The organism is Pseudomonas sp. HB05 (assembly GCF_016756915.1).
In the GTDB taxonomy this organism is placed as follows: domain Bacteria; phylum Pseudomonadota; class Gammaproteobacteria; order Pseudomonadales; family Pseudomonadaceae; genus Aquipseudomonas; species Aquipseudomonas alvandae.
In genome coordinates this window covers 255975-270256 of sequence record NZ_JAESPG010000004.1, presented here as the reverse complement: position 1 = coordinate 270256, position 14282 = coordinate 255975, and the positions used below count along the sequence as shown (strand labels likewise).

Here is a 14282-nt window from a genome sequence, read left to right as displayed (position 1 = left end):
CTTGCTTGCCGCCTACGCCTGCGGCGCCAGCGGCACCTATGAAAAACCCCGCCGCGAGGTTTGATTTCCTTGCGCATTAGCGGGCAGGCTTTACTCTGGACCGGTTACCGACCATGGAGTAAAGCATGTCCATCGCCTCTGTTTGTGTATTTTGCGGCGCCAGCACCGGCAGCCACCCAGCTTATCGCGAAGCCGCCCAGGCCCTGGGGCGGGTGTTGGCGGAACGAAAGCTGACCCTGGTCTATGGCGGTGGCGCGGTGGGCCTGATGGGTATCGTCGCCGATGCGGCCCTCGCGGCGGGCGGCGAAGTGATTGGCATCATCCCGCAGAGCCTGAAGGACAAGGAAATCGGCCACAGTGGCCTGACGCGCCTGGAAGTGGTGGACGGCATGCACGCGCGCAAGGCCCGCATGGCCGAACTCAGCGACGCCTTCATCGCCTTGCCAGGCGGCCTCGGCACCTTGGAAGAACTGTTCGAAGTCTGGACCTGGGGCCAGCTCGGCTACCACGGCAAACCGCTGGGTCTGTTGGAAGTGAACGGCTTCTACAGCAAGCTCACCGGCTTTCTGGATCATATCGTCGGCGAGGGTTTCGTCCGTGCGCCCCATCGTGACATGCTGCAAGTGAGCGACTCACCGCAAAACCTGCTCGACGCACTGGACGAATGGCAGCCATCGATCCAGCCGAAGTGGGCCGAACAAAAACCCAACTAACGTCTCGACCCCGATACAGGGCAGAATACGCGCCGCTCAAACCTCACCTTCGACCCCAGAGGATCGCCCATGGCCAAACCCAATTATTCCTTCGCCAAACGTCAGAGAGACTTGGCCAAGGAGCAGAAGAAAGAGGAAAAGCTCCAGCGCAAGAAAGCCAGCGCAGAAGAAGCAGCACTGAACCCGGATGCCGAAGGCGACGTGGCGGCAGAAGCTGATGTCGATGCACCGAAAGATCAGGCACCCGACGCCTGAAATCCCCACTTGGACCGATGATCGATCCGGTCCAACGGTTTGTGTCCAGGGCTGGCAGCCTCGCTGCCGGCCCTTGCAAACCTGCTATATCCCCAACGCCTTGACGATCGACAACCGATAGCCTTCAGGCAAATTGGCCGGCAATCGCCCCGGTTCGAACATCCCGATCTCCTTGTGCTCGTGACTGATCACCGGCACGAAACCGCCCAGCAATTGGCAGCGGTAGGTGGAGATAAAAACGTGCTTGCCTGGGATCACCTCGAACAGATACGAATCCAGTGGCTCTCCCACGCTGACCTCGACCGCCAGTTCCTCGGCAATCTCCCGGGCCAGGCATTGCGGCGCCGTTTCACCCAGTTCGATCCGCCCGCCGGGCAGTTCCCATTCGTCCCGCTCGTTGAGCATCAGCACAACCAGGCCTTCTGGGGATTGCAGCACACCTTTGATCGATACCGGGAACATGGGTAAACCTCATTCATCCATGTGACACATAACCTGTGGGAGCGGGCTTGCTCGCTCCCACAATGGATCCCCTTATGACTCCAACGGCATCACGGTCACCCGCACTTCGGGATCATGGGTACCGCCCCCCAGGATTACCCCGCGCAACGGTGACACATCGGAAAAATCCCGGCCCCAGGCCAGGGTGATGTGTTCCAGGGCCGGCTGCACATTGTTGGTCGGGTCGAAGTCCACCCAGCCCAACACCGGGCAGAACACCGACACCCAGGCGTGCGAAGCATCGGCGCCTATCAGGCGGGCCTGGCCGGGCGGTGGCTGGGTCAGCAGATAGCCGCTGACGTAACGCGCCGCCAATCCGCGGGATCGCACACAAGCCAGCATCAGGTGGGCGAAGTCCTGGCAGACGCCGCGGCGTCGCTCCAGCACTTCCACCAACGGCGTCGCGACCTGGGTGGCCTCGGCGTCGAAGGTGAACTCTTCGAAAATCTTCTCCATCAATGCCTGGACCCCGACCATCAGCGGTCGTCCCGCCGGAAAACAGCTTTCCGAGAATTCCACGAAGCTGCGCTTGAGGTGCACATAGGGCGATTCGAAACGGTAGCGACAGGCGTCCAGTAACCGCGCCGTCAGCGGTCGGCCGCTATAGGTCAACGCGTCACGGGTCGAATCCCAGGCCGGCGACAGATTGAAATCCAGTTCAGGGCGCGCCAGCACCTCGACGCTCAGGCGGGCATTGACCAGCAGTTCATCGTGAGGCCGCTCGAAGGCCAGGCGGGTCAAAGGATTGCCGAACACGTCCTGCTCATCCCGACGGGTCGTCGGCTCCGGACTGATCAGCAACTGCTGTTCGGTGCAACGCTGCCAATCACAGGCCCGTGGCCACAGATGGGCCAGTTGCTGCGCCAGGGACACTGGGCTGTCGTAGTGGTAATGGGTGTCGTGGAGGATCTGGTAACGAGCATTCATCAGACGGACACCGTGCGTTGGCTGACGTCATCGACGTGGGCAAAATGGCGCAAGGCCAGGCGATCGGAAACCTGGCCGCTGACATCGGCCACTTCCTGCAACAGCTCGGCCAGCCCGTCGAGTGCCGCGCGCAGGCTGGCTTCGCCGAACAGCGGGTTTTCCAGGCAGCGCAGGTCGAAGCGCGACAGGCGCGTCACCAACTCCGGCAACGCGGTATCCCTGGGCGCGCCAAAATCATCGTTCAAGCGCTTGAGGGTGCGCGCCACCAGTTTCAATTGGAAGAGCACCGCATGGGGGTTCTGTTCGTCCAGCAACAACAGGTCGAGCACCGGGATCAACTGCGCCACCGCCAGGTAGCGCGAGCGGTAGGTGATGCTGCTGTTGCCCAACTCCAGCAGCCACTCCAGCCCGGCCTGATCGAACACCGCTTCGCCCCGCAAGAACGCCGCCAGGCTGGCGCTGAGAAACTGCAGGCGCTCCAGGCGCCGGCCGATCATCAGGAAGCGCCAGCCCTCGTCGCGGGTCATGTCGTCCAGGGCGAACCCGGATAACGCCGCCAGGGACATCACCAAGCGATTGAGGAAATCCAGCAACTCACCGAAATCCGGTTCACTGGTTTCCAGTTCCACGGCTTCGCGCTGCAGCTCCACCAGCGCCTGCCAGTTTTCCCGCGACAGCTTGCCGCGAACCTGCGAAGCCGCCCACTGCAAGCGCTGCAGGTTGGAACGCAGGCTGAAAGACCAGTCATCGCCGAGCATGGCCGCCATCAGGCGTTCGGGCAGCTCGCCCTCTTCGGGCAACAGCATCAGGCTTTCGCCCAGGGAGACCGCCGATTGCAGCGCCTGTGGGTCATCACCGTCGACATACCGCGCCAGCATGATCCGCAGGAGGCGAGCGCTGTCGTCGCAGCGCTCGCAATAACGACCGAACCAGAACAGGTTCTCGACGACTCGCGACGGCAGGTACGGATCGCGGCGCACCAGATCATGAACGCCGACGGTGCGCTGGGCCTTCCATTGCTCGCCGCCGGGCGCTTGCTCGCCGAGCACCCATGTGTCCTTGCTGGCACCGCCGCGCTGCATCGACACCACCTCGGCATCGGCCTCGGCAGCCACGCGGGTCAGGCCACCGCGCAGCACGCGATAATCGTTTTTCCCGGACACGGCGTACACGCGCATGCCGATGGCCCGGGGCTGGATCAGGCCATCCTCGGCCTGCCATACCGGCGCCTGGGACAGTTGCGCCAGCTCTTGGGCGACGTAGGCATAAGGCCGCGCCTGCATGCGTGCCGCCAGTTGGGCACGCTGTGTCTCGTCCAGGTCTCGACCGAACACGGGGGTGAAACTCTGGGAGGGAAATGCCGGCTTGATCAACAGCTGGGGTAATTTCTCCAAGGCCTGGGCCAGCACTGGCGGTTCACCGCACCACCAGGTGGCGATGGAAGGCAGCATCAGTTCTTCGCCGAACAGATACTGGTTGATCTTCGGCAAGAACCCCAAGAGCCCTGGCGATTCCAGCACACCGCTGCCCAGGGCATTGGCCACCAGCACCCGGCCCTGGCGCACCGCTTCCAACAACCCGGGCACGCCCAGGGCCGAATCGGTGCGCAACTCCAGCGGGTCGCAGAAGTCATCGTCGAGCCGGCGCATGATCGCGTGGACCCGACGCAACCCGCTGAGGGTCTTGAGGTAGACCGTGGCGTCCCGGACGGTCAGGTCACCGCCCTCCACCAATGGGTAGCCGAGCTGGCGCGCCAGGTACAGATGCTCGAAATAGCTCTCGTTGAAACGCCCGGGCGTCAGCAGCACCACCAGCGGCGGCTCGCCGTCACTGGGTGCCTGCCGTGCCAGCGTCTCTTGCAAGGTCCGGAAGAAACCGGACAGGTGCTGCACCTTCAGGTCGCGATAAAGATCGGGAAACGCCCGGGACACGATCGTCCGGTTTTCCAAGGCATAACCGGCCCCGGAAGGCGCTTGGGTCCGATCCGCAGTCACCCACCAGCGACCATCGGGCGTGCGCGCCAGGTCCACGGCATACAGGTGCAGAAAGTCGCCATCCGGCGGCGTGATGCCTTGGCAAGGCCAGAGGAAATTGTTGTGGCCGAATACCAGCTCCGCCGGCAGCAGCCCTTCGCTGATCAGCCGCTGCGGCCCGTACAGGTCGGCCAGTACCGCATTGAGCAGACGCGCGCGCTGGGCGATGCCGGCCGACAGCAGCTTCCATTCCTGGGCATCGATGACGTGGGGCAGCAGATCCAGTTCCCAGGGCCGATCGGCGCCCTTCGGGTCCGCATAGACGTTGTAGGTGACGCCGTTTTCCTGGATCTGCCGGGCCAGCAATGCCTGGCGCTGGAGCAGTTGTGCCGGCGTACTGCGCTGCAATTGGTCGAACAGCCGCCGCCAGTGCGCACGCACCGCACCGCTGTCGTCCAGCAATTCGTGATAGGTGCCCGTCGTCAGCGGGTAACGGTCAAGCAGGTCAGGCATGGAAAGCTCGGCAGGACGGCAATGATAGGTGAGACTAGCGCAAGCGTATGACGCCCGGATAGGTGTGTTTGTGTTGGATCCAGCCTGGGTTTGCACGCTGCAATCCTTGTGGCGAGGGAGCTTGCTCCCGCTGGGGCGGTCCGACGTCTCGGGCGCAGCAGCCCCGAGATCTTACGGTCGCTGCGCAACCGAGCGGGAGCAAGCTCCCTCGCCACAAGGTCCAGCTAGCTTTTTGAGGTCCCGTGAAAGCGCCGCAGATCGAGCGTGAAGGGGAACTCGTCATCCGTTGCCAGATCGGGGATCGGAAGTTTCCCCGGCGTGTGTCCGATACGGAAGAAGCGCGCCATCCGCCGACTCTCCGCTTCGTTGGCGTTCACCGGCAGGCTGTCATAGTTGCGCCCGCCGGGATGCGCCACATGGTATTGGCAGCCGCCCAGGGAACGTTGCATCCAAGTATCGAGCACATCGAAGACCAGCGGCGCGTGGACCGGGATGGTCGGCTGCAAGCAGTTGAACGGTTGCCAGGCGCGGAAACGTACCCCGGCGACGAACTCGCCTACGCGACCGGTTGGCTGCAACGGCACCGGCACGCCATTGCAGGTCAACAGATAACGTTGTGGTGCCAACCCCGTGAGCTTGATCTGCAAGCGCTCCAGGGATGAGTCCACATAACGCACCGTGCCGCCCGCCGAGCCCTCTTCGCCCAACACATGCCAAGGCTCCAGCGCCTGGCGCAGCTGCAGCTCGATACCGTTGACGGCGTAATCGCCCACTTTGGGGAAGCGGAACTCCAGGTGCGCGGCGAACCAGTCGGCACGCAATGGATAACCGGCGCCATTGAGCTCCTCGATGACCTCGGCGAAATCCTGCTCGATGAAGTGCGGCAGCAGGAAACGATCATGCAGCTCGGTGCCCCAGCGCGCCAGTTTGGCCGGCGCATAGGGCTCACGCCAGAACCGCGCCACCAGCGCCCGCAACAGCAATTGCTGGGTCAGGCTCATGCGGGCGTGGGGCGGCATTTCGAAAGCGCGCAACTCCAGCAAGCCGAGACGCCCGGTGGCGCCGTCCGGCGAATAGAGCTTGTCGATGCAGAACTCGGCGCGATGGGTATTGCCGGTCACGTCGATCAACAGGTTGCGCAGCAGCCGATCGACCAACCACGGCGGGCATTCCTCGCCGGGCTGGGGCATTTGCGCGAAGGCGATTTCCAGTTCGTACAACGCGTCATTGCGCGCCTCGTCCACCCGCGGAGCCTGGGACGTCGGGCCGATGAACAACCCTGAAAACAGGTAGGACAACGACGGGTGGTTATGCCAGTAGCTGATCAGGCTGCGCAGCAAGTCCGGACGTCGCAGGAACGGTGAGTCAGCCGGTGTCGCGCCACCCAGTACGAAATGGTTACCGCCACCGGTACCGGTGTGCCGGCCATCGATCAGGAATTTCTCGGTGGTCAGTCGGTTCAGTCGTGCTTGCTCGTAAAGAAACTCGGTGCGCTCGACCAACTCATCCCAGCTCGCCGAAGGCTGCACGTTGACCTCGATGACACCCGGGTCCGGCGTGATGCGGAAGTTGCTCAGGCGCGGGTCGCTCGGCGGCTCGTAGCCCTCCAACAGGACAGGGCAATCCAGCTCATGCGCGGTCGCTTCGATGGCGCTGACCAGTTCCAGGTAATCCTCGGCCCGCTCCAGCGGCGGCATGAACAGGTACAGCCGCCCTTCCCTGGCCTCTGCGCAGAAGGCGGTGCGGGTCAGCCAATCGGCCGATTCGTCGATCTTCGGCACGCGCTCCTGTTCCAGCGCCGGCTCGCCGTGATGGCTCAACTGCTCGGTGTCGGGTAATTCGGGCAAATCCTGGTTCGGGTCGGTGGGATGGATGAACGGATATTCGGCCGCCGTCACCCACGGCTGGGACGCCAGTGGCAAGCGGTAGCCCAAGGGCGAATCCCCCGGTACCAGCCGGCAATGATCGTCGCGCAAGTACCAGCGCCCGCTTTGCCATTGGTCGCCCTTGGCGGTTCGGGCCAGCGGCAGGACCTGGCCGATCACTTTACCCAGCCCCTGGCTGAAGACCTTGCGCAACCGCGCACGCTCCAACGGGTCTTCCAACCGGGAATCCTCGGCCGTCACGTTCGAAGGCAACGTGCCTTCGCGCCAGAGATAATGGAAATTGTCTTCGTAGGCGGGAAACACAAACCGCGTAGGAATCTTCAAGCGTTCAGCGACACTTGCCAGAAAACGACCCGCCAACTCGCCATCGGCGCCGCAGTCTTTCTGCTCGTCGGCAATCAATGCGCTGTCATGCCAGATCGGCACTCCGTCGCGCCGCCAATAGCAGTTGAGCGACCAACGCGGCAATTGCTCGCCGGGGTACCACTTGCCCTGGCCGAAATGCACCAGCCCTTGCGGCGCGTAATGCTCGCGCATGCGCTGGAACAGCTCGGCGGAAAGGCGGCGCTTGTCCGGCCCGAGGGCAGCGGTGTTCCACTCGGCGCCGTCCGGGTCGTCGATGGACACGAAAGTCGGTTCACCGCCCATGGTCAGGCGCACGTCACCGTCCTGCAGGTCGGCATCGATCTGCCGGCCCAACGCCTGGATCGCCAGCCATTGTTCTTCGGTGTAGGGCTTGGTGACCCGCGGCGCTTCCCAAATCCGCTCGACGGACATTTCGTGGCTGAACTGACACTCGCACGGCTCCACCAAGCCACTGATCGGCGCCGCCGAGGACGGATCAGGACTACACGCCAAGGGAATATGCCCTTCGCCCGCGAACAACCCGGACGTGGCATCGAGGCCGATCCAACCGGCGCCGGGCAGGTAGACCTCGCACCAGGCATGCAGGTCAGTAAAGTCCACTTCCGTACCAGACGGGCCGTCGAGGCTTTTCACATCAGCGGTCAACTGGATCAAGTAACCCGAGACAAACCGCGCCGCCAGGCCCAAGTGACGCAACAGCTGCACCAGCAACCAGGCCGAGTCACGGCATGAACCGGACGCGTGCTCCAACGTATGTTCTGGCGTCTGCACGCCGGGTTCCATGCGGATCAGGTAGTTGATGTCTTCGCTCAGGCGCTGGTTGAGCGCCACCAGAAAATCCACCGCCGGCAGCGGCGTGCGGTCGATGCCGTCCAGGTAAGCCTTGAACTTCGGCGTCAGCGGAAGCTTTTCCAGGTAGGGCATCAGCTCGTGTTTTTCGTCAGCCGCGTAGGTGAACGGGATTTTCTCGGCGTAGGGCTCGAGGAAAAAATCGAACGGATTGAACACCGCCATCTCGGCGACCAGATCGACCTCGACCCGCAGCTCATTGGTTTTTTCCGGGAACACCAGCCGCGCCAGGTAATTGCCCTGGGGATCCTGTTGCCAATTGATGAAATGCTGATCGGGCGAGACTTTCAGGGCATAGGAAAGAATACGCGTGCGGCTGTGGGCCGCCGGGCGCAGGCGAACGATCTGCGGACCGAGTTCGACAGCGCGCTCGTAGCGATAGTGTGTGACATGGTGCAAAGCGACATGAATCGACACGGCGTGCCTCCTGCGGAGCCTGGGCGTTATCGAAAGCGGCGCAAGACTTATGCCATGCAGGCAGGCCGGACACTTTCAACGTCTACTCAGGGCAGTAGAGCACTAAAACCGCGCGATGCCTGTACTGATCTGCAAAGGCCGCACATAAATGCGGCGCGGGGCGGTAGCGAATCGACTCAGCGGCGCGGGCGCGAGGCCTTGGCGGACTGGAGGATGCGTTCGCGTTGGTGGCGGATTTCGATGAGTTTGCTGCGCATTTCCCGGTGGCGTTTGCTGTTGAGCAGCAGGAGTCCCAGTAGCGGCAACAGCACCGCAAACACGTACACACCTTGATGCGGCCCATAAGCAAACGTCGGCAACACCGCCGCCAGACAGGCGAGGAAATAACCCGCCACCCACCAGATCGCCCAGGCGCGTCCGCGTGCGATCATGAGATTGCCCAGGACCAGGACACTCACCAGAGCCAACGTGCCGAGCCCAACATAGTTGCTCCTGACGGAAGGCTCCAAGGCACGCCAATAAGTGCTTCCGGACAAAACCAGCAGCGCAGATCCGGAAAAGCAGCCCAGAAAGATCGTCCCCATGAACACCGGAAAATAACGGGCGAGGAACTGCTTCAGTGATCCGCCGCCGATCATTCCGTGAACTCCTCATACAACCCGACGGCAACAGTCTTCACGGCGCCATCGCCGGTATAGCTGCCAATGATCCCCAAAGCGCCGCCGAGAGAATCCTTTATTTGAGTCAGCGTGGCGTGCCTGATTTCAGCGGAGGAGTAACGCTTGGGCAACGCGCCCGCTCGTTGCTGCAGTTTGAGCAGCTTCGCGGTAAGACTCGGATCTTTCAGGGTCAACAATTCCTTGGTCAGTTTGCTGCGCTCCTGACGACTCAGGCCCTTGAGCAACTGATACCAGCTCTTCCCGGTGCCGGCTGCCTTGCTGGCCTTCAGCAGCCGAACAGTCGTGAGAGCCGAGCCACCGACGCCCACAAGGGAAACACCGTCGAGAATGGGGCTTACGATGTTGTACCAATCGGCGTCGTTCATTTCATCGTTGCCAGTAGGATTGGTTAACTCATTCGCCACCCGCATCCCGCCTATGACGCATTGCGCAGTGCTGGCCGTCGCCGCAGCGGCGCCCAGGGCAACGACAAAGGCACTGGCTCCAGCCGTAAAGGGCACAGCGACGCTTCCGCTGAATACCACCACCCAACCGATGACAGCGGCGACGCAGGACAAACCGGCATTCATCGACTCAGTCCCGAGTTTTGACTCACGCGGACTGCTTTTTACCTGATCGATGAATTGCTGCGGGGCGATGTATTTCTTGGCCTCGCGCAAAATGATTCGCTTGGGCGCGATGCTGCAAATCGGCTTGAATTCGCGCAGCGTCACCACGTTGTACTCGGAATCGATGTACACCACGCCCGCACCGGCGATGTTGGGGTCGGCATCGATGGCTGCGAACAGACGCGGCAAGTTGACTTGGCTTTCGATGCGTTTGCGGGCCATGAACTGGGAAAAGCTCAGGTCCATGCCAATGCCCGTTGAAGCGCTGCTCATATGAATCGTCCTTGAGAATCGGAAAGTGGGGCTTTATCCACACTGAACACCCGTGGCGAGGGAGCTTGCTCCCGCTCGGCGGCGAAGCCGTCGTAAACCGGCCGGCACGGTCTGCCTGGGAACATTGCATGGGATTGTTTGGGGCCGCTTCGCAGCCCAGCGGGAGCAAGCTCCCTCGCCACAAAAGCGATGCATCCGCCGTCACGCCGTTGGCGGTCGCCACGATAACAAACAGCCAGCACGCCCGCTAGAAAGCAAAACGCCAGCACTAAGGCTGGCGTTTTGCGAGGTGGCGGGGTGATCAGCGCGGTACGACAGGCTTGCGCGCCGGCTTCGGTCCCTTGCCCTTGGCCGCGTCCTTGCGCTCCTTGGCGGCCTTCTGGTTGCGGGCGAACGCGGCGGCCTTGGCTTGCTCGCGCTTGTCCCAGGCATTGCCGCCGTCGCTGGCACGTGGGGGCAGGCCGGTGTGCTGGGTCAGGATCTTGGTAGTTTCCTTGGCCACTTTATGGCTGCCAGCCGGCGTCGAGTTCTTGCGACGGGCGCTCTGGTAGCTGTCGGTGGCCGGCTGGTGCAACGGAATCAACTGGTGCTTGCCCGGCCCGATCAGGTCAGCGCGACCCATGCGGGTCAGTGCTTCGCGCAGCATCGGCCAGCCTTTCGGGTCGTGATAACGCAGGAACGCCTTGTGCAGGCGGCGCTGTTCTTCACTCTTGACGATGGTCACCGCGTCGCTCTTGTAGGTGACCTTGCGCAGCGGGTTCTTGCCCGAGTGGTACATGGCGGTGGCCGTGGCCATCGGCGACGGATAGAACGCCTGCACCTGGTCGGCCCGGAAGCCGTTGCCCTTGAGCCACAGCGCCAGGTTCATCATGTCTTCGTCTGTGGTACCCGGGTGAGCCGCGATGAAGTATGGAATCAGGTACTGCTCTTTCCCGGCTTCCTTGGTGTACTTCTCGAACATGCGCTTGAACTTGTCATAGCTGCCGATGCCCGGCTTCATCATCTGGTTGAGCGGACCTTCCTCGGTGTGCTCCGGGGCGATCTTCAGGTAACCACCGACGTGGTGGGTCACCAGTTCCTTGACGTATTCCGGCGACTCGACCGCCAGGTCGTAACGCAGGCCGGAGGCGATCAGGATCTTCTTCACCCCAGGCAAGGCCCGGGCGCTGCGGTACAGCTGGATCAGCGACGAATGGTCGGTGTTCAGGTTCGGGCAGATGCCAGGGAACACGCAGGATGGCTTGCGGCACGCGGATTCGATTTCCGGGCTCTTGCAGGCGATGCGGTACATGTTCGCGGTCGGCCCGCCAAGGTCGGAAATCACCCCGGTGAAGCCAGGGACCTTGTCGCGGATCTCTTCGATCTCGCGAATGATGGACTCTTCGGAACGGTTCTGGATGATCCGGCCTTCGTGCTCGGTGATCGAGCAGAACGTGCAGCCACCGAAGCAGCCGCGCATGATGTTCACCGAGAAACGAATCATCTCGTAGGCCGGGATCTTCTCCTTGCCGTAGGCCGGATGAGGAACACGTGCGTAAGGCATGCCAAACACGTAGTCCATTTCTTCAGTGGTCATCGGAATGGGCGGCGGGTTGAACCAGACATCGACTTCGCCGTGCTTCTGCACCAGCGCACGGGCGTTACCCGGGTTGGTCTCCAGGTGCAGCACGCGGTTGGCGTGGGCATAGAGCACCGCATCGCCACGGACCTTTTCCACCGACGGCAGGCGGATCACGGTCTTGTCGCGGGTCATCTTCGGGCTTGCCAGGATCTGCACGACCTTGGCTTCGCTCGGGTCTTCTGCACTTGAGAAAGTCGACCCTTTTTCCTGCTCGATGGCGCAGGCTTGCGTGTCCTGGGTATTCACGTACGGGTTGATGATCTTGTCGATCTTGCCCGGACGGTCGATACGCGTGGAATCGACTTCGTACCAGCCTTGCGGTGTGTCACGACGGATGAACGCGGTGCCGCGCACGTCGGTGATGTCTTCGATCTTGTGGCCATAGGACAGGCGCTGGGCGACTTCGACAATCGCTCGCTCGGCGTTGCCGTAGAGCAGGATATCGGCGCAGGCGTCGATCAGGATCGAGTTGCGCACCCGGTCCTGCCAGTAATCGTAGTGGGCGATGCGGCGCAGGGACGCTTCGATGCCGCCGAGCACGATCGGCACGTGCTTGTAGGCTTCCTTGCAGCGTTGGCTGTAGACCAGGCTCGCGCGGTCCGGCCGCTTGCCCGCCAGGCCACCGGGGGTGTAGGCGTCATCGGAGCGGATTTTCTTGTCGGCGGTGTAGCGGTTGATCATCGAGTCCATGTTGCCGGCCGCGACGCCGAAAAACAGGTTGGGCTCGCCGAGCTTCATGAAATCGTCTTTGGACTGCCAGTTCGGCTGGGCAATGATCCCGACACGGAAGCCTTGGGCTTCCAGCAGACGGCCAATGATCGCCATACCGAACGACGGGTGATCGACGTAGGCATCACCGGTCACGATGATGATGTCGCACGAATCCCAGCCGAGCTGATCCATCTCCTCCCTGCTCATCGGCAGGAACGGCGCCGGGCCGAAACATTCGGCCCAGTACTTGGGATAGTCAAATAACGGCTTGGCTGCTTGCATGTCGATGACCGGTATAAAGGATGAAAAATCGCGGGCGCGGAATATAGCACAAAAAATAACCAATTCCGACGGCTATGGTCGGAAATTGGTGGCGCACCGCAAACCCAATGTGGGAGCGAGCTTGCTCGCGAAGAGGTCTGCACATTCAACACATGTTCTGACAGTTACACCGCTATCGCGAGCAAGCTCGCTCCCACAGGGAAAATACAACCTCCTGGAAAGGGGTTGCCTCAAGAGATGCTGAACAGGTTATTCGTCGTCATCAAAATTGTAGCTACCCGGCGCCAGGTTCTCGAAGCGCGTGTATTTACCGATAAACGCCAGGCGGATGAAGCCGATCGGGCCGTTCCGCTGCTTGCCGATGATGATTTCGGCAATGCCCTTGTGCTCCGTCTCGGGGTGATACACCTCGTCGCGATACACGAACATGATCACGTCGGCGTCCTGCTCGATCGCTCCGGATTCCCGCAAGTCGGAGTTCACCGGGCGCTTGTTGGGGCGCTGTTCCAGGGAACGGTTCAGCTGCGACAGGGCCACGACCGGGCAGTTGAATTCCTTGGCCAGGGCCTTGAGGGAACGGGAGATCTCGGAAATCTCGTTGGTCCGGTTGTCACCGCTGGAACCGGGGATCTGCATCAACTGCAGGTAGTCGATCATGATCAGTGCGATGTCACCGTGCTCGCGCACCAGGCGACGGGTCCGGGCGCGCATTTCCGACGGGCTGATACCCGCCGTATCGTCAATGAACAGCTTGCGGTCGTTAAGCAGGTTGACCGCCGACGTGAGGCGCGGCCAGTCGTCATCTTCCAGTTGGCCGGAACGGACCTTGGTCTGGTCGATACGCCCCAGGGACGAGAGCATACGCATGATCAGCGATTCGCCTGGCATCTCGAGGGAGTACACCAGCACCGCCTTGTCGCTGCGCAGCACGGCGTTTTCCACCAGGTTCATCGCAAAGGTGGTCTTACCCATGGAGGGACGGCCGGCGACGATGATCAGGTCGGACGGTTGCAGGCCGCTGGTCTTCTCGTCGAGGTCGGTGTAGCCGGTGGACAGGCCGGTGATGGCGTTGTCGGTATTGAACAAGGTATCGATGCGGTCGATGGCCTTGGTCAACAGGTCATTGACGCTCACCGGGCCGCCGGTTTTCGGCCGCGCCTCGGCGATCTGGAAAATCTGCCGCTCGGCTTCGTCGAGGATCTCGGCGGCGGTTCGCCCTTCCGGGTTGAACGCGCTGTCGGCGATCTCGGTGCTGATGCCGATCAACTGGCGCAAGGTCGCCCGCTCGCGCACGATTTGCGCATAGGCCTTGATGTTGGCGACCGACGGTGTGTTTTTCGCCAGTTCGCCCAGATAACCAAGGCCGCCGACCTGGGACGTCTGCCCTTCCTTGTCCAATTGCTCGGCCAGGGTCACGACGTCGATCGGCATGTTCTGATCGGCCAGACGGGCGATCGCACGGAAAATCAGACGATGGTCATGCCGGTAGAAATCGCCGTCGGAGACTTGATCGAGCACGCGTTCCCAGGCGTTGTTGTCCAGCATCAGGCCACCGAGCACGGCCTGTTCGGCCTCGATGGAATGCGGAGGCACCTTCAGGGCAGCGGTTTGCAGATCGTATTGCTCGGGGGCGGTGATTTCGTTCATGGCCACGTCTGGTTATGAAAATCAGGAATTGCAGAAAGACAAAGGGCACGACCTGTAGAC

At 62.1% G+C, this 14282-nt stretch carries 10 protein-coding genes; 2 read left to right on the top strand and 8 right to left on the bottom strand.

All coding sequences use genetic code 11. The features are described from left to right. Positions 1-125 precede the first annotated feature (125 nt). Together JMN22_RS06820 and JMN22_RS06815 are read left to right on the top strand one after the other, a co-directional pair. Positions 126-713, top strand: coding sequence for a TIGR00730 family Rossman fold protein (locus JMN22_RS06820; protein WP_198797207.1), 588 nt, complete (start codon positions 126-128; stop codon positions 711-713). A gap of 69 nt (positions 714-782) precedes the next feature. Then, positions 783-968, top strand: coding sequence for a hypothetical protein (locus JMN22_RS06815; RefSeq protein ID WP_198797208.1), 186 nt, complete (start codon positions 783-785; stop codon positions 966-968). Positions 969-1052: 84 nt separating this feature from the next. Here JMN22_RS06815 and JMN22_RS06810 read toward each other — a convergent pair whose 3' ends face one another. The 8 genes from JMN22_RS06810 to dnaB form a co-directional block, all read right to left on the bottom strand. Then, complete coding sequence (locus JMN22_RS06810) at positions 1053-1430, bottom strand: NUDIX hydrolase (protein ID WP_030140145.1); 378 nt, start codon at positions 1428-1430, stop codon at positions 1053-1055. A 72-nt stretch (positions 1431-1502) separates the two neighbouring features. After that, on the bottom strand, positions 1503-2396 hold the full coding sequence (locus tag JMN22_RS06805) for a transglutaminase family protein (RefSeq protein WP_030140146.1): 894 nt from the start codon (positions 2394-2396) through the stop codon (positions 1503-1505). After that, positions 2396-4882 carry a circularly permuted type 2 ATP-grasp protein gene (locus tag JMN22_RS06800; protein ID WP_030140147.1) on the bottom strand — a complete coding sequence of 829 codons (2487 nt, stop codon included), beginning with the start codon at positions 4880-4882 and terminating at the stop codon, positions 2396-2398. Before JMN22_RS06800 ends, JMN22_RS06805 begins: the two co-directional genes overlap by 1 nt. 224 nt (positions 4883-5106) lie before the next feature. Then, positions 5107-8400 (bottom strand): transglutaminase family protein, encoded by a 3294-nt coding sequence (locus JMN22_RS06795; protein ID WP_198797209.1) that lies wholly within the window; start codon positions 8398-8400, stop codon positions 5107-5109. Between the two features lie 176 nt (positions 8401-8576). Further along, positions 8577-9038 (bottom strand): hypothetical protein, encoded by a 462-nt coding sequence (locus JMN22_RS06790; protein ID WP_030140149.1) that lies wholly within the window; start codon positions 9036-9038, stop codon positions 8577-8579. Then, complete coding sequence (locus JMN22_RS06785) at positions 9035-9961, bottom strand: hypothetical protein (protein WP_030140150.1); 927 nt, start codon at positions 9959-9961, stop codon at positions 9035-9037. Before JMN22_RS06785 ends, JMN22_RS06790 begins: the two co-directional genes overlap by 4 nt. A 301-nt stretch (positions 9962-10262) precedes the next feature. After that, positions 10263-12575 carry a YgiQ family radical SAM protein gene (locus JMN22_RS06780; RefSeq protein WP_030140151.1) on the bottom strand — a complete coding sequence of 771 codons (2313 nt, stop codon included), beginning with the start codon at positions 12573-12575 and terminating at the stop codon, positions 10263-10265. 249 nt (positions 12576-12824) lie between these two features. Then, positions 12825-14222 (bottom strand): replicative DNA helicase, encoded by a 1398-nt coding sequence (dnaB, locus tag JMN22_RS06775; RefSeq protein ID WP_027911801.1) that lies wholly within the window; start codon positions 14220-14222, stop codon positions 12825-12827. Positions 14223-14282 lie beyond the last annotated feature (60 nt).

Coding starts and splice junctions, on each gene's coding strand:
- JMN22_RS06820 (WP_198797207.1), top strand. CDS start 126: ATGTCCATCGCCTCTGTTTGTGTATTTTGCGGCGCCAGCACCGGCAGC.
- JMN22_RS06815 (WP_198797208.1), top strand. CDS start 783: ATGGCCAAACCCAATTATTCCTTCGCCAAACGTCAGAGAGACTTGGCC.
- JMN22_RS06810 (WP_030140145.1), bottom strand. CDS start 1,430: ATGTTCCCGGTATCGATCAAAGGTGTGCTGCAATCCCCAGAAGGCCTG.
- JMN22_RS06805 (WP_030140146.1), bottom strand. CDS start 2,396: ATGAATGCTCGTTACCAGATCCTCCACGACACCCATTACCACTACGAC.
- JMN22_RS06800 (WP_030140147.1), bottom strand. CDS start 4,882: ATGCCTGACCTGCTTGACCGTTACCCGCTGACGACGGGCACCTATCAC.
- JMN22_RS06790 (WP_030140149.1), bottom strand. CDS start 9,038: ATGATCGGCGGCGGATCACTGAAGCAGTTCCTCGCCCGTTATTTTCCG.
- JMN22_RS06785 (WP_030140150.1), bottom strand. CDS start 9,961: ATGAGCAGCGCTTCAACGGGCATTGGCATGGACCTGAGCTTTTCCCAG.
- JMN22_RS06780 (WP_030140151.1), bottom strand. CDS start 12,575: ATGCAAGCAGCCAAGCCGTTATTTGACTATCCCAAGTACTGGGCCGAA.
- dnaB (WP_027911801.1), bottom strand. CDS start 14,222: ATGAACGAAATCACCGCCCCCGAGCAATACGATCTGCAAACCGCTGCC.